Raw genomic sequence first — 24195 nt, 5'->3', positions numbered from 1 at the left:
TCGAACAGGTGAGGCCGGCCCGGAAGCCGGGTGGCTTCCGGGCCGACCGGGGCGGCTAGGAGGTGCTGAGCTGCTGGTTGGTGCCCGTGCCGCAGGTGTACTGGACGACCTCGGCGCCGTTCGCCGTGGAGGCGCCGCTCACGTCCAGGCACTTGCCGCTGTGGCGGGCCAGCAGGGTGATGAACCCGTCGGCCGACTTGTGCACCGCCCACTGCTGGTTGGTGCCGCCGTTGCAGGCGTACTGGAAGGCGATCGCGCCGTCGGCGGTCGACTCGTTGGTGACGTCGAGACAGCGGCCGCTGTGACGGGCGACGACGTTGACGTAGCCACCGCCCGCGGGACGGAGGGACCACTGCTGGTTGGTCGCGCCGCCGCAGGTGTACTGGACGACCTGCGCGCCGTCGGCGAGGGAGGCTCCGGTCACGTCCAGGCACTTCCCGCTGTGGCGCAGACGCAGCGGGGCCCAGGTGTCCGCGGCGACCGAGCGGAAGGTCCAGGACTGGTTGGACCCGGTCGTCGGACGGTAGACGCCGACGGGCGCGCCGTCGCTCGTCGACTCGTTGCCGACGTCGAGCAGCTTGCCGCTCGCGCTGTTCACGAGGGTGTGGTGCCCGTCGCCGGTGGTGGACAGCATCCACTTCTGTTCGGCGGAGGTGCCCGAGTTCACCAGGGTGAGGGCGTCGCCCTGCGCGGTGAGCGCCTTGCCGTTGGCGACGCTCGTGATGCGGTAGGTCGCGGTGTTGCTCCAGTCGGCCGAGGCGAGCTTGGTGAACTTCCACTGCTGCGTCGTGGTGCCGGGGCTGGAGGTGCGCTGGACCAGGGTGCTCTGGCCGCCGCTGGTGGCCACGGCCAGGGCCTTGCCGCTGTTGTCGTTGAGCAGTTGCCGGGCGGCGCCGGTGGGAGCCGTGGTGTCGGAGATGTTCACGCCGGTCGCGGCCGGGAGGACGAACGTGGTGACGGAGCCCGCGCCCACGGTGGCGGTGAGCGTCTTGCCCGCGGGGGTCAGGTCAGTCTCGCGCTGGAGGTTCTTGGTGCCGTCGGTGGTGTAGCGCTGGACGGTCCCTGTGCCCACGTTCTGGAAACCGGAGAGGTTCAGGGTGAGCCGCTGGGGCTCGTTCGTCGGGTTGGTGTGGACGACGACCGCGCCCTGACCGGCCGGCCGCAGCGCGGCGAAGGTGTCGGCGTTGTCGGTGTTGATGACCCGGGCGCCCGGACGGACGAACTTGGTGTAGTTCGCCATCGCCCAGTACTTCTTGTTCTTGCGGATCGGCTCGGTGGCCGCGTCGGCCGGGGTGAAGTCGGTCTGGATGAGGCCCCAGTTGGAGTTCTCGTGGTCCGGCGTCATGTTCTCGTAGTCCTCGACGGCCTGCCACAGGACCCAGGCCCGGGGCTCCAGCTCGCGGAAGTCCTCGTTGACGCGCTGGGTGAGGTCGAGGGCGGGGCTCATGTCGGTGAAGCTCTGCCCGACGCTGCCGCCGAGGTCCACCTCGGACATCCACAGCGGGGTGGCCGTCCCCTTGGCGATGTCACGGGCACCGATACGGCCGCCGGTGCTGTACGTGTGGGTGTTGAGCTGGCCGAGCGCGGCCTTGGTCGCCGTGTCGTAGGTGTCCCAGTTGGTGCGGAAGGTGTTCGGGTTGGTCTCGTCCATGGCGGCGATGCGCGTGGAGAGGCCGTCGGCGTTCAGCCGGGCCCGCATGGTGGTGAACATGCGCGCCTGGGAGGCCGGGTCCCAGTGCGAGCCTTCCTGCCGGCCGCCCGCGCCCCAGTAGTTGGTGTTGGGCTCGTTGATGGGGGAAAGGGTGCCGAAGGTGACACCGGTGGCGTTCTGCGCGCGCTTCATGGCGCCGGAGAGGTACGTGGCGAACCGCTCGTACTGGTCGGAGCGGAGGTTGTCGTGCCAGGCGTTCCAGTTGCCCGAGACGAGACCGCTGTTCGTCATGAAGTAGGGCGCGGAGTTGGAGAAGGCCTCGAACTTGTCGGCGCCACGCGCCTTGGCGGCGGTGAGCCACCAGCGCTGGTTGGCGTCGGCGTTCGGGTTCCAGTGGGTGGGGTTGTTCGGGTCCCACCAGTCGGGGGACTCGGCCCCGGGGCGGTTCCACCAGCCGGGGACGGCGGCACCGGCCCGCATGTAGGGGGTGGTCTCGGGGCTGTCGCCGCCGCCGATGTTGTAGCGGGCGATGGTGAAGCCGAGGCCGTCCGCGCCGTAGAGGGCGTCGGCGAGCGCGTTGCGCTGGGCGTCCGGCCAGCCTCCGGTCACGTTGGCGAACCAGGCGAGCGCGGTGCCCCAGCCCTCGAACGGCTGCTGCTGGTAGCTCGGGTCGGGGCGGACGGTCACCGCCTGCTCCGCGCCCTCGGCCGCCACGGAGGTCACGGGCGTGAGGCCGGTCGCGAGGAGCGCGGCCACGGCGGCGCCGGCCAGGACCGCGCCGCTCCTGCGCACGCGGTTCGAGGGTCGTTCACGGGTGGAGCGCATGGTCGATCTCCCTGAGTTGATCGTTGCTCGCCGAGGGGACCGCGCGGCCGGGCCGGCGCGGCCGGCTGGTGCGGGCGGTCGGTCATGGATGGGGCAGGCCCCGCCGGGGGGTCGGGGCCTGCCCGGTGCGGTCCGGACGGCTGTCAGGCAGCCGTGCGGAGCCACTTCTGGTTGGCGGCGCCGCTGTTGCAGCTCCACTGGATGAGCGGGGTGCCGTCATTCGTGGACGTGTTCATGACGTCCAGGCACTTGCTGCTCACTACGGCGGACAGCTGGACGGTGTTGCCGGAGCCGATCACCCTCCACTGCTGGGCGGCCGTGCCGTTGCAGGTGTACTGGACGACGGCCGTGCCGTCGGCGGTCGAGCCGCCCTGCGGGGCGAGGCACTTGCCGCTGTAGCGGGCGACGATCTGCACCCGGTTGTTGCCGGCCGACTTGAGCCAGAACTGCTGGTTGACGCTGTTGCCGCAGCCCCACTGGATGAGGGCGGCGCCGTCGGCGGTGGAGCGGTCGGCGACGTCGGCGCACTTGCCGCTGTGGGAGGCCTTCAGCGTCTCCCAGGTGCCGAGGCCCTGCACCGAGCCGGTGGCGGTGTCGATGGTGACCTGCGGGAAGTAGTCCATGGTCATGGTGGTGCCGGTGGGGAACTTCAGCGGGAGCCAGACGTACCGGGAGTCGTTGACCATGCCGCCGATGGAGTTGCCCCAGCGGTCGCCCATGTAGAGGAACGAGGTGCCGGAGGTGCCCTGGACGGGCAGGACGTACGCGGTCTGGGAGCCGTACGCGGTCCCGTCGCCGACGTCCTTCAGGTCGCTCCAGGTGCCGGTGATGCTGGTGGCGGTGGCGTACTTCTGCTGGTTGGGGGACCAGCCGGTGGCGCCGGAGGTGAGCAGGAAGTAGACGCCGTTGCGCTTGAACATCGCGGGGGCCTCGCGCCAGTGGCCCGCCCAGAGCTTCTGCACCTGGGCGTCGATGGCGGTGTAGTCGGCGGTGAGGCGGTAGATGTGCAGGTCCGCGTTCTCGTTGGCCGCCGAGATCATGTAGCCGGTGCCGTCGGTGTCGACGAACGTGGTGATGTCACGGGACATGTGCCCCTCGGGGCGGAAGCTGCCCTGCCAGGTGTAGTCGCCGTCGACGGTGGAGGAGACCGCGACCGCGGCACGGGCCTCGCTGTAGTCGGTGGCGCTGCCCTCCTTGTGCATCCACATCACGAACTTGCCGGTCGAGGCGTTGTAGATGACCTTGGGCCGCTCGATGTTGGCGCCCTGGAGCTCGGGGTCCGTCTCCTGCTTGAGGACGTGGTTGCGGAACTCCCACGTCTTCAGGTCGGTGGAGCGGTAGGCGGAGACGTACCGGAAGCTGTTGTCGCCGTTGCGGTTCTCGCCGAACCAGTAGTAGTACGCGCCGACCTTGAGGACCCCGCCGCCGTGGGCGTGGACGGGGTTGCCCGCCGGGTCGGTGAACTGGGTGGCGTTGGTGACGGTCACCGATGCGGCGTGAGCGGTGCCGACGGTGCCCAGCAGGGACAGGAGTACGGCACAGAGTGCGGTGAGCACGGTGGCCGTCCCCGAGGATGTGCGTCGCATGATCGCGTACCTCGTGTTTGGGGGGAATGGAGTGGCTGGTGTGGCTGGCGGGGCAGGCGGGAGCGCACCTCCGGCGCGAGGATGCCTGCGTGGATGAGGGCGCACGATGGGGCCGCGGGGGGTGCGGCACGGTGGCCGCCGGGTGGGTCCGGCGCCACCGACGGAAGGTGACCACCGCGTTACGCGAAGGTGTCGCCTTCTCATGTTCGCGTTAACACGAGCGCTTGGGACGAGAGTTTGGAAGCGGCGACAGGGACTGTCAAGGATTCGGACAAGATCCGCCGAAGTTTGACCGGCCGGTATGTTTACGCCAACATGTGGAAGGCCCTACCGCGCGGTAGGACCAGGACGCGTGAGGAAGGCTTCGTGCATGGCGACGGACAACAGGACTCGGTCGCCGCGCTCACGGCCCGCCCGCCAGTGGCCTTCCATGGCGGACGTCGCCACGATGGCGGGCGTCTCGTCGCAGACGGTCTCCCGGGTGGCGAACAACCGGGAGAACGTCGACGCCGCCACCCGTGAGAAGGTGCTCTCCGCCATGCAGGCGCTCGGCTACCGCCCCAACACGGCGGCCCGCGCGCTGGTCACCGGCCGGTTCGGCGCCCTCGGCGTGGTCAGCTTCGACGTGGGCGCGCACGGCAACGCCCGGACGCTCGGCGCGATCGCCGACGCCGCGCGCGAGGCCGACTTCTCCGTGAACTTCATGGGTGTGCGCGCCCAGACCGAGGCCGCCGTCCGTCACGCGTTCCAGCACCTGATGCTGCAGTCGGTCGACGGCATCGTGCTGGTCGAGTCGCAGATGCTCGACACCCCGTCGCTGCGACTGCCCCCGTCCATGCCGGTGGTCGTCGCCGACGGCGACACCGGGCACGAGTACCCCAACGTCGACTTCGACCAGGCCCACGGCTCCCACAGCGTGGTGTCCCATCTGCTGAGCCTCGGCCACCGCACGGTCTGGCACCTCGCGGGCCCGCCCGACTCGTTCGCCGCCCGCCGGCGCGCCGAGGCCTGGCAACGGACCCTGACCGACGCCGGCGCGCCCGTACCGCCTCTGGTGTACGGGGACTGGTCGGCGAGGTCGGGTTACCGGGCGGGGCTCGACATCGCCCGGCAGCCGGACGTCACGGCCGTCTTCGCCGCCAACGACCAGATGGCGATGGGCCTGATGCGGGCCCTGCACGAATCGGGCAGGAGCGTGCCCGAGGACGTCAGCGTGGCCGGGTTCGACGACATCGCCGAGGCGGCGTACCTCCATCCACCCCTGACGACCGTGCACCAGGACTTCGAGGTCGTCGGCAAGCACTGCGTCGCGCTGCTCCTCGACCAGATCGAAGGCCGTACCGACGGGCCGCGCCGCAGGGCGGTGGAGCCCGTCCTCGTGGTGCGTTCGAGCACGGCTCCGCCCCGGCCGGGCGGCCTGGCCTGAACCCCCGCCGGCTCACCGCCGTCGACACCCTCGCCCCGCCCCGTGGGCATGCTTCGCCCGCCGTCACCCTTCCGTCCGGGCGTACGGTCCGCTCAGCGTTCCCGACCTCCCGTGCCCGGGGACGCGGTGCTGTTCCGTACCACCAGGGTGGTCGGCACGAGTTGCACGCCCGTCACCGTCTCCCCCGCCAGCGCCCGCAGCACGGCCTTCACGCACAGCGCTCCGACCTGCGCGAAGTCCTGGTGGACCGTGGTCAGGGGCGGGATGAAGGAGGCCGCCTCGGGGATGTCGTCGAAGCCGACGACGCTGATCTCCTCGGGGACGCGTACGCCCCGGTCGTGGAGGGCCCGCAGCACACCGAGGGCCATCTGGTCGTTGGCCACGAACACCGCCGTGCAGTCGGCCTCGTCGGCGAGTCTCAGGCCCGCCTCGTAACCTGACTCGGGCGTCCAGTCGCCGCGGAGCACCGGAGGCACCGTGCGGCCCTCCTCGCGGAGCGCCGCCTCCCATGCCTCGGCGCGACGGCCGGCGGCGAAGGACTCCTCGGGGCCCGCGACGTGCCACACCGTGCCGTGGCCGAGGTCGAGCAGGTGCCGCACCGCCGCGCGGGCGCCCTGCCGCTGGTCCGTGTCCACCACCGGGAACTCCGTGGCGTCCGAGTCGACCACGATCACCTTGAGGTGCGGCGGCAGCGTGAGGGCGGCGGAGTCGAGCAGGTGCACCTCCATGATCAGCACGACCGCGTCGACCGCCAGCTCGTCGAGGCGGGTGAACGCCCCCTTGACGTTGTCCTGCGTGGGCGCGTCGAGCGGAATGAGCGTGACCGCGTAGCCCGCGCCGGACGCCGCGTTGGCGATGGCGTCCAGAGTCCGGACATTTCCGGTGCTGGTGAGCCCCATGGTGATGACGCCTATGGCTCGAAACTCACCCCTCTTGAGGGCGCGAGCCGCGCTGTTGGGACGGTATCCCAGCTCCTTCATCGCGTCGAGGACCCTTTTCCGGGTGGCCTCGACGACGGCCGCGTCACCGTTGGAGACCCGGGACACCGTCTGCGACGAGACGCCCGCCAGCTGGGCCACGTCCGCCATGGAAACACGGCGCGGCCCGGTCCGCGCCCCCCGCCGGCCGCCGTTCACGGCCGCCACCGACCGACCGGTCGCGTTCTGCTCGGTCACCCGAATCCCTCTCATTCGCTGCCACTTCGTGCTTGACGCCCCTCAGCGGGAATGTCACCATCACGCTACCGATGATTACGTAAACATTTCTCGTCGGCCAGCCCTCCCCGCAGGGTCGGTTCTCGGCCTCAGGCCCACCCTCTCGCTCCCCGTCCCCGGATCGCCCGGTCACCGACGCTAGGACCCCAAAGCCATGACGCTCTTGTCGACGCGTGCTACGGCAGCACCACCGCCCCGCCCACGAGCCCGCTTCCGCCTCCGCAAGGAGGCCCTCGTGGGCTGGGGATTCGCCGGCCCGTTCGTCGCGGTCTTCGGCCTCGTCTTTCTCGCACCGATCGGGTACGCCGGATACCTGAGCCTGTTCCAGGACCGGCTCATCGGCGGCACCTCCTTCGTGGGACTCGACAACTACGGCGAGGCCCTCACGGACCCCCGGTTCTGGGACGGCCTGATGCGGGTCGGCCTCTTCCTGCTGATCCAGGTACCGATCATGCTGGGCATCGCGCTCCTCGCCGCCCTCGCGATCGACAGCGGCCGCCTCTACGGGAAGACCTTCTTCCGGGTCTCGATCTTCCTCCCGTACGCCGTGCCCGCCGTCGTCGCCAGCCTCATCTGGGGCTTCATGTACGGCGACCAGTTCGGTCTCGTCGGCAACATCAACGAAGCGCTCGGCGTCACCCTGCCCAACCCGCTCTCCCCCTCCCTGGTCCTCGCCTCCATCGGCAACATCGTCACCTGGGAGTTCGTCGGTTACAACATGCTGATCTTCTATTCCGCCCTGAAGGTCGTCCCGCGCTCCCTCTACGAGGCGGCGGCGATCGACGGGGCCGGGGAGTGGCGGATCGTGGCCTCGGTCAAGCTTCCGGCCATCCGCAGCGCGCTGGTCATCGCCACGATCTTCTCGATCATCGGCAGCTTCCAGCTCTTCAACGAGCCGAGCATCCTGCAGAAGCTCGCCCCCAACGCCATCACCAACGACCTCACTCCCAACCTCTACACGTACTCGCTGTCCTTCTCGGGCCAGCAGCACAACTACGCGGCGACCGTGGCGATCGTGATGGGCGTGATCACCGCGATCATCGCCTACACGGTCCAGCTGCGCGGCATGCGGAAGGGCTGACCCATGACCACCTCCATGACCACCGCGGCCGCCGACCCCACTCCGTCCACGGAGCCGCGGACCGGCCGGGCCTCAGCCTCCTCGCACCGCGCCGATCCGGCCACGGCCAAACGCCGCAAGCGCCTCCCGCACACCCCGCTCAACCCGCGCCCCAGCATCCCGCTGACCCTCGTCACCGGCCTGGTGCTCGTCTACACCCTGCTCCCGCTCGCCTGGCTGGTCATCAACGCCACCAAGAGCCAGCGGGGACTCCTGGACTCCTTCGGGCTGTGGTTCGCGGACGACTTCAACCTGTGGGACAACATCACCCGCACGCTCACCTACGACGACGGCGCCTTCGTCCGCTGGCTCCTCAACACGCTGCTGTACGTGTTCGCGGGCGCGGGCGGCGCCACGGTCCTCGCCGTCCTCGGCGGCTACGCCCTCGCGAAGTACGACTTCCCCGGGCGCAAGGCGGTCTTCGCGGTCGTCATCGGCGCCGTGGCCGTCCCCGGCACCGCCCTCGCGGTCCCCACGTTCCTGATGTTCAGCAACATGGGCTTGACGAACACCCCGTGGGCGGTCATCATTCCCTCACTTATCTCGCCTTTCGGGCTTTACCTCATGTGGGTCTTCGCCGCCGAAGCCGTCCCCACCGAGCTCCTCGAGGCAGCCCGCATCGACGGTTCCGGCGAGCTGCGGACCTTCTTCACGATCGCGCTCCCGCTCCTCGTTCCGGGCACCGTCACCGTGCTGCTGTTCTCCATGGTCGCGACCTGGAACAACTACTTCCTGCCGCTGATCATGATCAAGGACCCCGACTGGTACCCGCTGACCCTGGGCCTCAACGCCTGGAACCAGCAGGCCCAGACGGCAGGCGGCGAGGCCGTCTTCGACCTCATCGTCACCGGCTCGCTGCTGACGATCCTCCCGATCGTGGCCGTCTTCCTGCTGCTCCAGCGGTACTGGCAGTCCGGCCTGGCGGCCGGCAGCGTCAAGGAATGACCGCCCGCCCCTGATCCGTCCCACCCGGAAGCCCCTTCCCACCCGCACCACCGACCAGGAGCACCTCCCATGCGTACCCACACCACCCGCAGACTGCTCGGCGCCCTCGCCGTGCTCGCCACGCTCTCGCTGACCGCCACGGCCTGCGGCTCCGACGCCTCGGACTCCGGCTCCGGCGGCGGCGCCCCGAAGGACGTCAACGCCGCACTGGAGAAGGGCGGGAAGGTGACGGTGTGGGCCTGGGAGCCCACGCTGAAGAAGGTGGCGGAGGACTTCGAGAAGAAGTACCCCAAGGTCGACATCGAGCTGGTCAACGCGGGCACCGGCGACAAGCAGTACACCGCCCTGCAGAACGCCATAGCGGCCGGGAACGGCGCCCCCGACGTGGCGCAGATCGAGTACTACGCCCTCGGCCAGTTCGCCATCGGCAAGTCCGTCGAGGACCTCTCCTCCTACGGCGCCCAGAAGTACGGCACGACCTTCACTCCCGGCCCGTGGAACGCGGTGAGCGAGGACAAGTCCGTCTACGCCCTGCCCATGGACTCGGGCCCGATGGCGTTCTTCTACAACAAGAAGGTCTTCGACAAGCACAAGATCGCGGTCCCGACCACCTGGGACGAGTACGTCGAGGCGGCCCGCACCCTGCACAAGGCCGACCCGAAGATCTTCATCACCAACGACACCGGTGACGCGGGCGCCACGACCAGCCTCATCTGGCAGGCCGGCGGACGCCCGTACAAGACCGACGGCACCGACGTCACCATCGACTTCGCCGACGAGGGTACCCAGAAGTACACCGCCACCTGGCAGAAGCTCCTCGACGAGAAGCTGGTCGCGCCGATCAGCTCCTGGAGCGACGCCTGGTACAAGGGTCTGGCCGACGGCTCCATCGCCACCCTCTCCATCGGCGCCTGGATGCCGGCCAACCTCTCCTCCGGTGTCGCCTCCGCCTCCGGCGACTGGCGGGTCGCCCCGCTGCCGCAGTGGACGAAGGGCGAGAAGACGACCGCCGAGAACGGCGGCAGCTCCCTCGCCGTCCCGAAGGCCGCCAAGAACAAGGAACTGGCCTACGCCTTCACCGAGTTCGCCACCACCGGCGCCGGCGCCAGCAGCCGTGTCGCCCAGGGCGCCTTCCCCGCCACCCGCGCCGACCTGGAGTCGAAGGCGTTCCTCGACACCAAGTTCCCGTACTTCGGCGGCCAGCAGGCCAACCGCATCTTCGCCGACTCCGCCCGCAACGTCGGCGCCGACTGGTCCTACCTGCCCTTCCAGGTGTACGCGAACTCCATCTTCAACGACACCGCCGGCAAGGCGTACGTCTCCCCGACGAAGCTCTCCGAGGGCCTGAAGACCTGGCAGGACGCCAGCGTCAAGTACGGCAAGGACCAGGGCTTCACGGTCAACAAGTAGTCCGTTCCACCACGGGGCGGAGCCGCATCGCGGCTCCGCCCCGACGAGCCCGCAGAAAGGGCTTGCCACGCCCTGCATGTTTGCGTAAACATATGGGGTCGCGTCTCCACCCGCACGACCTTCACGTACAGGAGCAAGCAGCACATGCCCGTTCTCCAGACAGACAAGGCCGGATTCCTGCTCGACGGTCAACCCTTCCGGTTCCTGTCCGGCGGGCTGCACTACTTCCGGGTACACCCCGAGCAGTGGCAGGACCGGCTCCGCAAGGCCCGGCTCATGGGACTCAACACCGTCGAGACCTACGTGCCCTGGAACCTGCACCAGCCGCGCCCCGACCGCTTCGTGATGGACGGCGGACTCGACCTCCCCCACTTCCTGGACCTCGCCGCCGCCGAGGGCCTGCACGTCCTGCTGCGCCCCGGCCCGTACATCTGCGCGGAGTGGGAGGGCGGCGGTCTCCCCTCGTGGCTGCTCACCGAGCCGGACATACAGCTCCGCTCCCGTGACCCCCGCTTCCTCGCGGCGGTGGACGACTTCTTCCGCCGTCTGCTCACCCCGCTCCAGCCGTACCTCGCCTCGCGGGGCGGCCCGATCCTCGCCGTGCAGGTGGAGAACGAGTACGGGGCCTACGGCGACGACACCGCCTACCTGGAGCACATCGCCGACTCCCTGCGCGCCTGCGGCATCGACGTCCCCCTGTTCACCTGCGACCAGCCGGTCGACCTGGAGCGGGGCGCGCTGCCCGGCGTCCTCGCCACCGCCAACTTCGGCAGCCGCTCCTCGCACCATCTGGCCACCCTGCGCGCGCTGCGGCCCGAGGGGCCGCTGATGACGACGGAGTTCTGGATCGGCTGGTTCGACCGCTGGGGCGCCCAGCACGTGGTGCGCGACCCCGACGACGCCGCCCGCGAGCTCGACGACGCCCTCGCCGCCGGCGCGTCGGTCAACTTCTACATGTTCCACGGCGGCACCAACTTCGGCTTCACCAACGGCGCCAACGACAAGCACACCTACCGGCCCACCGTCACCTCCTACGACTACGACTCGCCGCTCGACGAGGCCGGGGACCCGACGGAGAAGTACACCGCGTTCCGCGACATCATCGCCAAGTACGCGCCGGTGCCGAGCGAGCCCGTCCCCGCGCCCGGCGCCAAACTGGCCGTCCCCGCGGTCGCGTTGACGCAGAGCGCCGAGCTGCTGCCGAGCGCGGCCGCGCTGGCGCCGCGGATCGACTCGCGGCGGCCGCTGACCATGGAGGAGATGGAGCAGGACTTCGGCTTCGTCCTCTACGAGACCACCCTGCCGCTGCGCGGACCCGTCCTCCTCGAGGTCGAGCACGTCCGCGACCGGGCCCAGGTCTTCGTCGACGGGCAGCCGGTGGGCGTCCTGGAGCGCGAGAACCACGAGCACTCCCTGGCCTTCACGTCCCCCGGGGCCGGCAGCGTGCTCTCGATCCTGGTGGAGAACCAGGGCCGGGTGAACTACGGCCAGGGCATCCACGACCGCAAGGGGCTCCTCGGCGCGGTCCTCCTCGACGGCGTCGAGCCGGTGGCCTGGACGAACCACCCGCTCCCGCTCACCGCGCTGGACGACGTCCCCTTCGCGGCCACCACGACGACTCCCGTCGGCCCGGCGTTCCACCGGGGCACCTTCGAGCTCACCGAGGTGGCCGACACCTATCTGCACCTCGACGGCTGGACCAAGGGCAACGCCTGGGTCAACGGCTTCGCGCTCGGCCGCTACTGGTCCCGCGGCCCTCAGCGGTCGCTGTACGTGCCCGCTCCCGTCCTGCGTGCCGGTACGAACGAGATCGTCGTCCTGGAACTCCACGCCGGGCCCCGCGCCCGTACCGTCGACTTCCGCGAGACGCCCGACCTCGGCCCCACCGAGGAGTAGGAACACCCGGCGGGCCGGGTCCGGGTGCACCCCGGACCGGGCCCGCTTCCGTCGGCCTCCCCGCCGCCCCAGCCCTCCCGGCTTCCGGGAGGGCTTTCCTCGTCGCCCCCACGCCAGGGCCAGGCGGGGACATGTCCGCACGCGACGGGGGTGGTGGGAACGGGTGCGTTCGAGGGCGAGGAGCACTTTGGCGAGGTACGCACATCCGAGGGCCGGTACCGGCTACGCCCGGCGACGGTCGGCCTCGGCGCGGTCACGGGCGATACGTCACCCGGACGTTCACGTCCGAGGGGCCGCCTCGGCGCCCCGACCCGCTTCCCGTGGGACGACACCGCGCCCGCCTTCCTGCCGTCGGAACGCGGCGAGGCCCGCTCCCCGAAGGGAGCGGGCCTCGTCCGTGCGGTGGTGCGTCGGGTCAGTGCGGGAGTCCGACGGCTCGTTCGCCGCTGCGGCGCTGCTGGATGACGACGGCGACGACGAGGAGGGCGCCTTGGGCGACGTTCTGCCAGAAGGTGTTGATGCCCTGGACGGTGAGGCCGTTCTCCAGGGCGCCGAGGAGGGCGACGGCGAGGAGGGTGCCGCCGACGCCGCCCTTGCCGCCCTTGAGGGCGCAGCCGCCGAGGGCGGCGGCGGTGATGGCCTTGAGTTCGAGGCCTTCGCTGCCGGAGACGGGCTGGCCGGAGCCGGTGCGGGCGGTGAGGAGGATGCCGGCGACGGCGGCGACGATGCCGATGAGGGCGTAGACGGCGACGAGGTATTTGTTGATGTTGATGCCGGCGAGGCGGGCGGCGGTGTCGTTGCCGCCGATGGCGTAGAGGTTGCGGCCGATGTCGGTGTACTTGAGCATCACGTGCACGGCGACGGCGACGACGATGAGGATCCAGACCATGACGGGGAGTCCGGCGATCTTGCCGCGGCCGAGGAAGACGAAGAAGTCGTCGTTGAGGACGTAGCCCTGGGCGCGACCGTCGGAGAGGAGCTGGGCGAGGCCCTTGTAGGCGGCGAGTCCGGCGAGGGTGGCGATGGTGGGGTTGACGCGGCCGTAGACGATGATCAGGCCGTTGAGGACGCCCACCAGGACGCCGACGCCGATGGCGGCGAGCATGCCGAGGTAGGCGTTGGAGCCGGTGCTGGTGAAGACCATGGCGCTGACGACGGAGGCGACGCCGACCTGGGAGCCGACGGAGATGTCCAGGCCGCCGCAGATGATGACCACGGTCTGCACGATGGCCAGGAGGCCGGTGATGGTGGCCGCCTCGGCGATCACCTGGATGTTGGAGAGGCTCAGGTAGTTCTCGTTGAGGGCGCCGAACAGCCCGAGGACCACGACGAGCGCACCGATGAGGCTGAGGTTCTGCCCGCCCAGGGCGGCCAGCGGCGAGCGCTTGCGGGCCGTCGGCGGTGTCTTCTCGGTCTCGGCCGGGGAGGTGGTGGCGGTGGTCATCGGGAGCCTCCATGGGCGGAGTCGGTACGGGGCCGGGCGGCGGCCGGGGTGGGGGCGGCGTCCACGGTGGCGAGGTCGTCGGCCATGGCGAGGTTGAGGATCGATTCCTCGGTCGCCTCGGCGCGGCTGAGTTCGCCGGTGATGCGGCCGTTCTGCATCACCACGACGCGGTCGGCGAGTCCGAGCACCTCGGGGAGCTCGGAGGAGATCACGAGCAGGGCGACACCGTCGCGCGCGAGGTCGGCGATGATCCGGTAGATCTCCGCCTTGGCGCCGATGTCGATGCCACGGGTCGGCTCGTCGAGGATCAGGACCTTCGGCCGGCGCAGCAGCCAGCGGGCGAGGACCACCTTCTGCTGGTTGCCGCCCGACAGCTTGCGGACCTCGTGCTCGATGGAGGGGGTGCGCACCCTGAGCCGGTCGGAGAACTCCTGGGCGACCGTCTTCTCCTGGCCTCTGCGGACGAAGCGCATCCGGCGCAGCCGCTCCAGGCTGACCAGGGAGGTGTTGTCACGGATGGAGCGGTGCAGGAAAAGGGCCTGGGCCTTGCGCTCCTCGGGCGCCAGGCCGATACCGGCGCGGATGGCGTCCTTCGGGCTGCGCAGCCGCAGGGGCCGGCCGTTCAGGGTGATCCGTCCGGAGCGCAGGGGCCGGTCGCCGGCGAGGGCGAGTCCGAGCTCCGAGCGTCCGGCGCCCATCAGACCGGCGAGGGCGACGACCTCTCCGGCCCTCACCTGGAGGCTGATGTCGCTGACGTCGTCGGTGGTGACGCCGTCCAGCTGCAGGACGACCTCGTCCCGGGCGACGTCCTGGCGTACGAACAGCGAGGAGAGGTCACGGCCGACCATCATCCGGACGACCTCGCTCTCGGTGGTCGTCGCGGCGTCGAGGACTCCGGCGGAGGCACCGTCGCGGAGCACCGCGATGCGGTCCGCGAGACGGAAGATCTCCTTCATGCGGTGGGAGACGTAGATGATCGCGATGCCCTGGGCACGCAGCCGGTCGATCAGCGCGAACAGGGCCTCGGCCTCGTTCTCCGCGAGGGAGGAGGTCGGCTCGTCGAAGGCGATGACCTTGGCCTCGCCGGTGAGGGCGCGCAGGATCTCCACCAACTGCCGCTGTGCGGCCGTCAGTTCGGAGCCGATCTGGTCGGGGTCGATGACCTTCTCGAAGCCGAGCCGTGCCAGGTCGGCGGTGATCCTGCGGCGCAGCTCGGCGCGGTCGAGACGCCGGCCGGCCGTGCGCGGGAGGGAACCCGCGTAGACGTTCTCCGCGACGGAGACGTGCGGGATGATCTCCGGCTCCTGCGGGATGATGCGGATCCCCGCCTTGCGCGCGTCCTGCGGCGAGGCGAAGGAGACCGGCGCCCCGTCGAGGAGGACGCGCCCCTCGGTGGGCTGGTGGTCGCCGGTGAGGATCTTCAGGAGCGTGGACTTGCCCGCGCCGTTCTCGCCCATGAGGGCGGTGACCTGCCCCGGAAGGAAGGTCAGGGTGACACCGCCGAGGGCCTGGACGGCGCCGAAGCGCTTGGTGATGTTCTCGACGGCGACACCGGCACCTGGCGGAGAGACGGGAGTCGCCGGCGTGGGGGGTTGGGTGCCGGGTGTGGTCATGGTGGCCTCACGGGCTGGAGGGACGGGAACGGACCGACGGTGGGCCGGGCGGCCGGAAGGGCCGGTACGGCGGTGCGGCGGGCGGCCGGGAGGAGCCGGTGCGGCGGGCGGGACGGTCCGCCGCACCGGCGTAGAGGGGCCGTGACTCAGCCGCAGGTGACTCCGGCGGACTTCCAGGTGGAGGCGTCGACCATCGTGGTCGGGGCGAAGGCCTCCTTGGGGAACGCCTTGCCGTTCTTGAGCTTGTCGTACATGGTCTGGACGGCCAGGGCGCCGACGTCCTTGCCGTTGATGAACAGCGCGGCCTTCATGCCGGACGGCTTGCCGGAGCTCCAGTTCTTGCAGGCCAGGTAGGCACCGAGGCCCACGCCGATGACGTCGTCGGCCTTGAAGCCGGCGTTCTCCAGCGCGGTCACCCCGCCCTGGACGTTCTCGTCGTTGCAGCCCCAGACGACCCAGTGCTTGACGCTCGGGTTCGCGGTGATGGTGGCGGCGATCTTGTCCTGCGCACCGCTGGGGCTGTTGTCCGTGGGGACGTCGATGTTCTGCACCGTGGCGCCGGCGTTGGCGGCGAAGGCCTCCTTGGAGGCCTTCACGCGGTCGGTGCAGACGGTGACGTCCTGCTTCCAGGCGGAGATGGTGCGGGTCTCGGCGGGGTTCCAGCCGGCCTTCTTGAACTCGGCGGCGGCGCGCTTGCCGACCTCGCCGCCCATCTGGGCGCCGCTGAAGCCGATACGGGGCACGAGGTCCGCGGCGGGACACGCGGCCGGGTCCGGGCCGGTCGTACAGATCTGGTCGTCGGAGGTGAGCAGGGCGACCTTGGCGTCCTTGGCGATCTGGACGACCTGGGGGCCGACGGCCGGGTCCGGGACGACGACGATGAGGCCGTTGCTCTTCTGCGAGATCGCCGACTGGGCCTCGCTGATGGTCTTGTTGGCGTCGGTGCCGAGGTTCACGACCTTCAGGTCGATGCCGAGCTCGTCCGCCTTCGCCTTGGCGCCGGCCGCCTCACCGACGAAGTACTCCTGGTCACCCTGCTTCTGGAGGTACGTCAGGGATATCTTGCCGTCGACCTTGGAGACGTCACCGCCGCCGCCCGATCCGGCCGCCTGCTGACCACTGGAACAGGACGTCAGCGCGAGCACGGAAGCCAGACCCAGGACCACCGCAGCCACCGGCCGCCTGTTGTGTTCAGTGAACATGTCATTCCCCTTGCTAGGACGGGCCGCACACGGCCGACCGGTGAGGCACGGAAACTGATGGACTCGCGGAGGATCGTGGCGAGGGAGGGGAACGACGGTTCCGGTCCTGTCCGACGAGCAACATGCGAGAGCGGGTGACCGGGCGATTCGGGGGTGCTGAAGCCGCCGCGGTCAGTCGTTAATCAACTCGATGGCACACAGAAAATCGCCGTTTCCATCAAAAGTCAACAGAGTGCCTAGGAGGTTTCGGATCGATACGTCGTCGTTACCCCGAGGCCCAACGAGGGGGTGGACTCCGACTATCGCCAGTTCACGCCTCGGGATGTTGAAATATGTTGGACTCGGCGCGCCCTACGGCGTCAGCGCCGCCACGAGTCCGGTGGCCACGGCGCCCGCCAGGGTCAGCTGTGGAGGGAGACACCGCGACCCGCCTGCCCGACGGGGAGGGCGGGAGCCGCCGGTGGGCTCTCGGCCGGTGGGCTCTCGTGACGCGGGGGACGCCCCGGAGCGACGGGGGTGGCGTACGTCCCGGCGAGGTTCCAGCACGCCCGGCGCGCGACCGCGGTCATGGACGAGCGAACCGCAGGGGTCGAGGGCCGGCAGTGCCTCAGGGGCCCGTCGACGCGGGGACCGGCCGCGCGCATCCTGTCATCCGATGGGGGGGGGCGACGGCCGGTCCGGTCAAGGGCGCTCGGCTCAGTCGCAGCAGTCGCAGCAGCACTTGCACGGGTTGCAGCAGCCGTCGCCGCAGCCGTCACCCGATCCGCCGCCGGAACCGCCGCCGGACCCTCCGGAGCCACGACCGCCGCCGCCTGAACCACCGGAGTGACCGCCCGAGTTGCCGCCGCCGGAGCCGCCCGAGCCGCCGAACCAGCCGTCTCCGCCGGAACCCCCCTGGTTCGAACCGCCGCCGCCTTCGCCGAACTGCGGTTCCTCCATCTCGGCGTCGTCACAGGTACAGCAGTCGTAGCACCACCTGCAGTCCCGGCACAGCCGGCGCCACTGGTCGCACCGTCCGCACCGCCCCTCGGACGGCCGGCCCGAAGCCACCGGGGCGCCGCCCGGGGCGGAGCCCGCGAGCGCTCCCACGCCGCACGCCGTACCCGTGCCGGTCTCCGGGGGCGCGTCCGTCGCCGTACGGCGTCCCAGCCAGGGCAGCACGCGCGGGCCGCTCGCCTGGTGGCGGTGCTGGTGACGACCGTGCCGGGGGGCGAAGACCCGGTCGACGGCATGCTCCAACTCGGCGCCGAGCAGCGCCCGTACGAGCCGTCCGTCGACGAACTCGGCCTCGGCGAGGGCGAGTCGGATGCCGTGGACGGCGTCGTCGCAGAGTCTGCGCACCTCGGCGCGGTCCGCGCCGGTCACGGCGACCGGGTTCCACGCGCCGGACGCCTCGTCCGCGTCCAGGTCCTCCACCGCGTCCAGCAGGTGCGCCAGCCGGCCGAACAGCCGGCCCGCCTCCGCCAGCGGCTCGGCGTTGCCCGGACGTCCCGCGAGCACCGCGGTGTGCGCGAAGGCGGCGGCGGTCGCGGTCTCCGTCGGTTCCGTGACCGTCAGGAGCGAGCCCTGGGGACCGGTCGTCCGCTCGATGTCCTGCTGGCGTTCGACGGCGTCGATCAGTACGGCGGTGTCGAAGCCGAGCCGGTCCCCGCCCGCCGCGCCCGCCCGGTTCCAGCCCCGGGCGATCCGGCGGGCCGCCAGCGTCACCGGGCGGCGGCCCCACAGGCCGTCCCCGTCTTCGACGTGGTCGCGTATCTTCGCCGCGGCGAGCACCAGCGACACCGTCGCCGCCAGCCGCGCGCCCTCGCCCCGGGCCACGTCCGCCGACCGCATCCCGCGCAGCGGGCACGGTCCGGCTCCTCGCCGCCAGTCGCCGGTACGCTCCGACTGCGCCTCGGTCAGCACCGAGACGACGAGCCCGTCGTAGTTGGTGGCCACGCGCGCGAACTGCCCGTACTCGCTGCGCAACGCCAGGCACAGCCCGCACAGGTGCGCCATCCACTCGGTGCGCATGCTCCCGCCCAGCCGGTGGCGGCACGGCCTGATGATTCCGAACACCGAAGTTCTCCCCCCGTAGACACTGCTTCCCCGCGAGGCCTCAACCCCGTGTGACCTCGCGCGGCCGACATCCTAGAGGGAGGCGCGGGGACGGCTCACAGGCCGTCGTCGTCCCACTGGTCCAGGAGGGCCTCGTCGTCCTGGACGGCCGGGGGCTCGGCGGGGCCCGACAGGGCCTGCTCGGTCCAGATGATCTTTCCGCGGGCCAGGCGGCGCGTCCTTCAGCGGTCGGCGAACTGGGCGACGAGGAACAGCCCGCGTCCGCCTTCGTCGCTGATCTCCGCCCGTCGCAGATGCGGCGCGGTGCTGCTGCCGACGAGGACGGCGTGGTCGTGGATCAGGTGGGCCGGTCGGCCGTGTCGAACACGGCGACCGTCGTGTCCACGGCCCGGCCGAACCTGGTGCTCTCGAAGGTCTCCTGGAAGGGCTCACCGGAGAACGCCGGCGAGAAGGCGCCGGAGACGTGACCGCCGATCAGGGAGGGGTCGGGGTGGCTCCAGCGGATGCCCTGGGGGTCGAACGCGACGACGTAGGTGACGTCCGCCGTCCTGCGGACCGCCTCGGCGCTCGGCTGCAGCAGAGCGGTGGGGTCCGCGGAGCGCATGGCGGCCTTCGTCCCCGGAGCGTTCGCGAAGGTCTCGGCCACGGCGAGGGACCGGCCGTACGCGTCCTTCGTCGCCCGCTGCCGTGCCTCGAACACGAACGCGGCCGCTGTCACCGCCACGAGGAGGACGCCCACCAGCAACTGCAGCAGGAACACCTGTCCGGCGACGCTCCGCGGGCCGCGAGGGAACCCCGCCGGGACCCGGCCGATGCCTCGTGTGTCACGCATGGTCCAGTCTTAGCCTGACACCCGGCGCCGGGGACGGCGCACCGCAGCGCCGTTCGGGCGTTTCCCCTACGGGGTCCCCGGCGGGCCGGATCGGCGGACCGACGTCCCTGTCCCCCGGTCGGGAGGGGCGACCACGGCGCGTGACCACGAGGGAGGCGACCATGAGCGAGGCGATCATGAGCGGGGAGACGACCGACGGGGCGGTCACGAGCGCCGCGGCGCGGGAAGCGGGGTCGGCGTCGCCCGTTCCGGTGGAGTTCGCGATCGTCGGCCGCGGCTGGCGCGCCGACTTCTATCTCCGTGTGGCCCGGCTGGTGCCCGAACGGTTCCGGTGCCTCGGCGTCGTGACGCGTGACGCGGACGCCGGTGCCCGGCTTGAGCGGGAGTGGGGTGTCCCGACGTACCGCTCCCCGAAGGACCTGGCGGCGGCCTGTGACCCGGAGGTCGTGGTGACCTCGGTCCCCCGGGCCGTCAATCCGGCCGTGGTGCGCGAACTGGTCTCGCTCGGGCTCCCGGTGCTGTCGGAGACGCCGCCGGCGCGGGATGGGGAAGGACTGCGGGAGCTGTGGGCCTCCGTCGGGGACAGCGGGCTGGTCCAGGTCGCCGAGCAGAACCCGTACCTGCCGATCATGACCGCGCTCCGGGCCCCGGTCCTGCGGGACGCCCTCGGGGAACTGACGTCGGTGCACGTGTCGTGGACGCACGACTACCACGCCATGGCGCTCGCACGCTCCTTCCTGCGGCTGGAGGCCGAGCCCGCCCGGGTGACGGCCTTCCGCACCGAGGGGCCGCTCCTGGAGGGGCCGGGGCGTGGCGGCCGTCCCACCGACCCGCGGGTACGGCGGGCAGCGCACACCCTCGCGGTCCTCGAATCCCGGGGAGTCACCGCCGTCTACGACTTCACGGACACGCAGTGGTTCCACCCCTTGCGCCGGAGCCAGCTGATCCTGCGGGGAAGCCACGGGGAGGTCGTGGGCGGCCAGGTCACCTGGGCCGACGACGACGGCACCGTCCACAGCGCCCCCGTCCACCGCCGCCAGACCGGGTGGGACGGCGACCTGGAGGGCGCCGACCTGGACACCCTGACCTGGGCCGGCCACGTGCTGTACCGGAACCCCTACCGCGGGGCGCGGCTGTCCGACGAGGAGATCGCCATCGCCACCTGCCTGGAGCGTACGGCGATGTGGCGACGCGGCCAGGGCCCGGCGCCCTACCCGCTGGCGCACGCCTGCCAGGACCACCTGCTGTCCCTCGCCATCCACGCCGCGGCCCGGGACCGCTCGGCCGTCACCACCGGCCGGGAAGCCTGGGCCGCCGCGGTGGACAACGAGGTGGCCGGCCCGCTCGCCCCTTAAGGGGTGCGGGGCCCCTGGGGGGTTGCGGGTCAGGGGGCGGAGGGCAGGTCCCAGGTCGCGGGCAGTGTGCTCGGTTCCCACTGCGGATCGGGCCGGAAGTCGCGCCAGGTTCCGTCGAAGGGGAACGCGCCCGCCGCGGCGCGGGCCGCCATCCGCTTCCCCTCCGCGCGGACGGCGGAGGCCCCGGCGTCGTCCCAGAAACCGGGGTGCCCGGTGAGGTCGGCGAACTCGTCCTCGTCCTTCCACCGCCATGTCGTCCGGTCGGGCGCGATCAGCAGGTCGAGGGCATGGTCCACGTGGTCCGTGCCCCCGGCCCATCTCCCGGCGTCCTCCTCCAGGTTGACGTACCAGCCGACGAAGTGCCCGTCCCGGTCGAACGACCACCACACGGAGTGCCGTACGCCGGGCCGGGTGAGCATCAGCGTGCTGTACGGCTCCCAGGTGGCCGGGGTGAGGACGGTCGGCACGCCCATCGCGGTGTACCTCGGCCAGGACCGCGTGGGCGTGCCGTCGAGCGCGGCCCGCCGCATGGTGGTGGAGCCCGCCGCCACCCAGGTCAGCAGCCCCCGTTCGTCGTCGGAGACGACCCGGCCGCACTGCGCGTAGGCGACCCTGCCGTCCGGGTACAGGCCCCGGCGTACGACGGTCGCTCCGACGGCGAACACCACTGCTGCGCCTTTCCGTTCTCCGGGGAGCCGCTTCGGCAGATCAGTAGCGGATGCAGGCGGAGCGGAGGTCGGTGTAGAAGTCCCAGACGTCGGGGGAGCATTCGGGTGCGCCGAGCTGGGAGGCCTTGGCGCCCATGTGGGGCAGGTGGGAGTAGGCGCCGACGCCGGGGCGGTTGACGTGGAGCATGCCGGCCTGGAAGTCGTGCAGGGCCTGGAACATGTGGGAGGGGTGCTGGGTGAAGATGGTGCCGGACATGCCGTACTTGACGGAGTTGGAGATGCGCATGGCGTCGTCGTAGCCGTCGCAGTCGATGACGGACAGGACGGGGCCGAAGACCTCTTCCTGGGCGATGTGGCTGTCCCGGGCGACGTCGGTGAGGATGGTGGGGTTGACGAAGTAGCCGGGGGTGTCGAGTGCGGCGGTGCCGCCGCCGCAGGCGAGGGTGGCGCCGGCGGCGAGGGCGGTGTCGACGGCGTCGAGGCAGGCCTGCATGCGTTCGGCGTTGACGACGGGGCCGATGTCGGCTCCGTCCTGGTCGCCGGGGCCGATCCGCATCGCCCGCACGCGGGGGACGAGGCGTTCGAGGAGTCGGTCGCGGACGGCGCGGTCGACGATGACGCGGCTGGTGGCGCTGCAGCGCTGGCCGCTCTGGCCGAACGCGCCGTGGACGATGGCGTCGGCCGCGGCGTCGAGGTCGGCGTCGGCGAGGACGATGAGGGCGTTCTTGCCGCCGAGTTCGAGCTGGGTGCGCAGGAGGCGGTGGGCGCCGGCTTGGTTGATGGCCTGGCCGACGGGGAGGGAGCCGGTGAAGGAGATGCCGGCGACGCGGGGGTCGGCGACGAGTGCTTCGCCGGGGTCGCGGTCGCCCTGGAGGAGGTTGAGGACACCCGGGGGCAGGCCGGCGTCGGTGAAGGCCTGGACGAGGAGGGCGGAGGTCCAGGGGGTGAGGGGGGAGGGTTTGAGGACGGCGGTGCAGCCGGCGACGAGGGCGGGGGCGACCTTCCACATGGGGATGGCGACGGGGAAGTTCCAGGGGGTGATGAGGCCCACGACGCCCAGGGGGCGGCGGAAGGTCATCGCGAGGGTCCGGGGTTCCTCGGCGGGGGTGGTGACGCCGTTGATGCGGCGGGCTTCACCGATCGTGAAGTCGAGGATGGCCAGGGAGCGGGTGACCTCGCCGCGGGCTTCGGGCAGGCGTTTGCCCTGTTCGCGGGTGATGGCCTGGGCGAACAGTTCGGCGCGGTCTTCGATGAGGCGGGCCGCGCGGGTGAGGTGGGTGGCGCGTTCGATGGGGCCGAGTGCGTCCCAGGCGCTCTGTGCGGTCGCGGCGGCGTCGACGGCTGCGGTGGCGTCCTTGGCGCTCGATTCGGCGAACTCGCCGATGACGTCGTCGGTGTCGGCCGGGTTGAGGTCGGCGCGGACCGCGCCGGTCGAGGACGGCACCCACGCACCGTCGATGTGGTTGAGGAGGTGTTCAGGGCGCGGCTCTGCCATGAGGAACTCCTTGGATGAGGTTCTGCCGGTGCGGCCGTCGGACGGTGAGGGCGGCCGGGGGCCGTGCCGCCGCCGGAGGGGGTGGCGGCGGCTGTCGGCGGGTGTCAGACGGCGTGCTGGGACTCCTCGCGGGCGGCGAGTGTGGTGGCGACCCAGAAGGCGTCGTAGTTGTGGATCCGGGCGAGGTCACCGAAGGGGCTGTCGAGCGGTTCCGGCTCCGGCAGACGCCGGTTGACCAGGAACGGGATCTGCAGCTCGCCCAGCGCGCCGTGCGAGCGCAGCGGCGCGTCCAGACCGCTCAGATCGTGCCAGGCCGCGAACCGGCCCAGCGCCGTACCCGCCTCGGCCAGGACCACGATGTCGCCGATACGGTCGGCCGGCAGCGCGAAGCGTTCGGCGGCCTCCTCCCGGCCGTGCACCTCCTGCACGCCCGCCAGATCCGCGAGTTCCGCGATCACCGTCGCCCGGTCCGCCCGCTCGGGCAGATACACGCTCGCGAACGACCCCAGCGCACCGTGGTGCACCGTGTACGGGTCGGTGATCGGCAGGATCACCCGCAGACCCTCCGCCGCGGCGTCCGCACCGAGGCCCAGGATCCGGCGGACCTCCTCCTCCACGTAGATCACCCGCGCGACACCCTCCTCGTCGGTCTTCGCGCTCATCCCGTGATCGGCGGTGAGCACGACCGTCGCACCGAGCTCGGCCAGCTTCCCCGCGTAGTGGTCGATCTGCTCGTACAGATCGTTCGCCGCCTCCGTCCCCGGTGCGTTCTTGTGCTGGATGTAGTCCGTCAGCGACAGGAACATCAGGTCCGCGCCCCGCGTCTCCAGGATCCGCACCCCCGCCGCCAGCGCGAACACACTCAGATCGGCCGAGTACACACTCGGCAGCGGCCGGCCCACCAACTCCAGCACGTCGCCGATCCCGTTGTCCTCCACCGTCGCGGTGTCGGCCTTCTCCGCCGAGAAACAGATCCCGCGCCGCGACGGAGCCACGAACCGGTCCGAACCGTCCAGCGCCGGACCCTCCTCCACCAGACCCGCCCCCAGCAGCCGGCGCAGCTTGTCCTTCGCCGTCACCACGACCACGTCCAGACCCGCCTCGTTCGCCGCGGCGAACACCGTCGGCGCCCGCAGGAAACGCTTGTCGTTCATCAGCACCTCCTCACCCAGCCCGGTGTCGAAGATGTAGTTGCCGCTGATCCCGTGCACGCTCGGCGGCCGGCCCGTCGCGATCGACACGTTGTTCGGATTGGTCAGCGCCGGCATCGCACAGTGCGCCGGCCACGACGTCCCCTCACCCTCCAGGACCTTGCTCAGCCACGGCATCCTCCCCGCGGCCATCGCCTCGAGGTGGTAGTCGGGCTCACTGCCGTCGACGCAGATCACCACCACCGGCCCCGAAGGCCTGGTGTAGGTCCTGCCGTTGACTGTGAACGTCTCTGCCGTCACGCCT

17 protein-coding genes and 1 pseudogene are annotated in these 24195 nt (G+C 71.1%); 6 read left to right on the top strand and 12 right to left on the bottom strand.

Going from position 1 to position 24195, the window contains the following annotated elements; all coding sequences use genetic code 11:
- Positions 1–55: 55 nt before the first annotated feature.
- Both AMK29_RS24600 and AMK29_RS24595 read right to left on the bottom strand, forming a co-directional pair.
- The gene (locus AMK29_RS24600) at positions 56–2476 is read right to left on the bottom strand and encodes an RICIN domain-containing protein (protein ID WP_073816757.1); all 2421 of its coding nucleotides are present in this window, start codon (positions 2474–2476) and stop codon (positions 56–58) included.
- A gap of 143 nt (positions 2477–2619) precedes the next feature.
- Positions 2620–4062 (bottom strand): RICIN domain-containing protein, encoded by a 1443-nt coding sequence (locus tag AMK29_RS24595; protein WP_073816753.1) that lies wholly within the window; start codon positions 4060–4062, stop codon positions 2620–2622.
- 430 nt (positions 4063–4492) lie between these two features.
- Here AMK29_RS24595 and AMK29_RS24590 point away from each other — a divergent pair, with 430 nt between their 5' ends.
- Entirely contained in the window at positions 4493–5488 is a 996-nt protein-coding gene (locus tag AMK29_RS24590) for a LacI family DNA-binding transcriptional regulator (protein ID WP_073816750.1), read from the top strand.
- Positions 5489–5580: 92 nt separating this feature from the next.
- Here the strand turns inward: AMK29_RS24590 and AMK29_RS24585 are convergent, their stop codons facing one another.
- On the bottom strand, positions 5581–6576 hold the full coding sequence (locus tag AMK29_RS24585; protein ID WP_073817232.1) for a LacI family DNA-binding transcriptional regulator: 996 nt from the start codon (positions 6574–6576) through the stop codon (positions 5581–5583).
- A gap of 280 nt (positions 6577–6856) precedes the next feature.
- On the opposite strand from AMK29_RS24585, the gene AMK29_RS24580 reads away from it, so the two are divergent.
- From AMK29_RS24580 to AMK29_RS24565, 4 genes are all read left to right on the top strand, one after another.
- Positions 6857–7783 carry a carbohydrate ABC transporter permease gene (locus AMK29_RS24580; RefSeq protein ID WP_073816747.1) on the top strand — a complete coding sequence of 309 codons (927 nt, stop codon included), beginning with the start codon at positions 6857–6859 and terminating at the stop codon, positions 7781–7783.
- A 3-nt stretch (positions 7784–7786) separates the two neighbouring features.
- Entirely contained in the window at positions 7787–8767 is a 981-nt protein-coding gene (locus AMK29_RS24575; RefSeq protein ID WP_073816743.1) for a carbohydrate ABC transporter permease, read from the top strand.
- A 69-nt stretch (positions 8768–8836) separates the two neighbouring features.
- Positions 8837–10177 (top strand): ABC transporter substrate-binding protein, encoded by a 1341-nt coding sequence (locus AMK29_RS24570; RefSeq protein ID WP_073816740.1) that lies wholly within the window; start codon positions 8837–8839, stop codon positions 10175–10177.
- A 144-nt stretch (positions 10178–10321) separates the two neighbouring features.
- Positions 10322–12073 carry a glycoside hydrolase family 35 protein gene (locus AMK29_RS24565; RefSeq protein WP_073816737.1) on the top strand — a complete coding sequence of 584 codons (1752 nt, stop codon included), beginning with the start codon at positions 10322–10324 and terminating at the stop codon, positions 12071–12073.
- 415 nt (positions 12074–12488) lie between these two features.
- On the opposite strand, the gene AMK29_RS24560 is transcribed toward AMK29_RS24565, so the two are convergent.
- From AMK29_RS24560 to AMK29_RS24540, 6 genes and pseudogenes are all read right to left on the bottom strand, one after another.
- Positions 12489–13517: an ABC transporter permease gene (locus AMK29_RS24560; RefSeq protein ID WP_073816734.1), complete on the bottom strand. Its 1029-nt coding sequence runs from the start codon at positions 13515–13517 to the stop codon at positions 12489–12491.
- Positions 13514–15130, bottom strand: a complete 1617-nt coding sequence (locus tag AMK29_RS24555) for a sugar ABC transporter ATP-binding protein (protein WP_073816730.1) — start codon at positions 15128–15130, stop codon at positions 13514–13516. Before AMK29_RS24555 ends, AMK29_RS24560 begins: the two co-directional genes overlap by 4 nt.
- A gap of 146 nt (positions 15131–15276) precedes the next feature.
- The gene (locus AMK29_RS24550) at positions 15277–16332 is read right to left on the bottom strand and encodes a substrate-binding domain-containing protein (RefSeq protein ID WP_107422681.1); all 1056 of its coding nucleotides are present in this window, start codon (positions 16330–16332) and stop codon (positions 15277–15279) included.
- 696 nt (positions 16333–17028) lie between these two features.
- Positions 17029–18390 carry a DUF5685 family protein gene (locus tag AMK29_RS24545; protein WP_073816727.1) on the bottom strand — a complete coding sequence of 454 codons (1362 nt, stop codon included), beginning with the start codon at positions 18388–18390 and terminating at the stop codon, positions 17029–17031.
- 95 nt (positions 18391–18485) lie between these two features.
- Positions 18486–18731, bottom strand: a pseudogene (locus AMK29_RS38010) (hypothetical protein); the annotation flags it as partial.
- Entirely contained in the window at positions 18728–19222 is a 495-nt protein-coding gene (locus AMK29_RS24540) for a hypothetical protein (RefSeq protein ID WP_079197108.1), read from the bottom strand. The gene AMK29_RS24540 and the pseudogene AMK29_RS38010, both read right to left, overlap by 4 nt.
- 161 nt (positions 19223–19383) lie before the next feature.
- Between AMK29_RS24540 and AMK29_RS24535 the strand changes: the two genes are divergently transcribed.
- Positions 19384–20577, top strand: coding sequence for a Gfo/Idh/MocA family protein (locus AMK29_RS24535; RefSeq protein WP_198942330.1), 1194 nt, complete (start codon positions 19384–19386; stop codon positions 20575–20577).
- A 29-nt stretch (positions 20578–20606) separates the two neighbouring features.
- On the opposite strand, the gene AMK29_RS24530 is transcribed toward AMK29_RS24535, so the two are convergent.
- The 3 genes from AMK29_RS24530 to phnA form a co-directional block, all read right to left on the bottom strand.
- Positions 20607–21245, bottom strand: coding sequence for a DUF402 domain-containing protein (locus tag AMK29_RS24530; RefSeq protein ID WP_073816724.1), 639 nt, complete (start codon positions 21243–21245; stop codon positions 20607–20609).
- A 40-nt stretch (positions 21246–21285) separates the two neighbouring features.
- Positions 21286–22740, bottom strand: coding sequence for an aldehyde dehydrogenase family protein (locus AMK29_RS24525; protein WP_073816721.1), 1455 nt, complete (start codon positions 22738–22740; stop codon positions 21286–21288).
- A 104-nt stretch (positions 22741–22844) separates the two neighbouring features.
- On the bottom strand, positions 22845–24191 hold the full coding sequence (phnA, locus tag AMK29_RS24520) for a phosphonoacetate hydrolase (RefSeq protein ID WP_073816717.1): 1347 nt from the start codon (positions 24189–24191) through the stop codon (positions 22845–22847).
- Positions 24192–24195 lie beyond the last annotated feature (4 nt).

This window comes from Streptomyces sp. CB02261, from assembly GCF_001905665.1.
In the GTDB taxonomy this organism is placed as follows: domain Bacteria; phylum Actinomycetota; class Actinomycetes; order Streptomycetales; family Streptomycetaceae; genus Streptomyces.
Note: the sequence above shows the minus strand (reverse complement) of the source record. Positions and strands in the feature narration are given on the sequence as shown.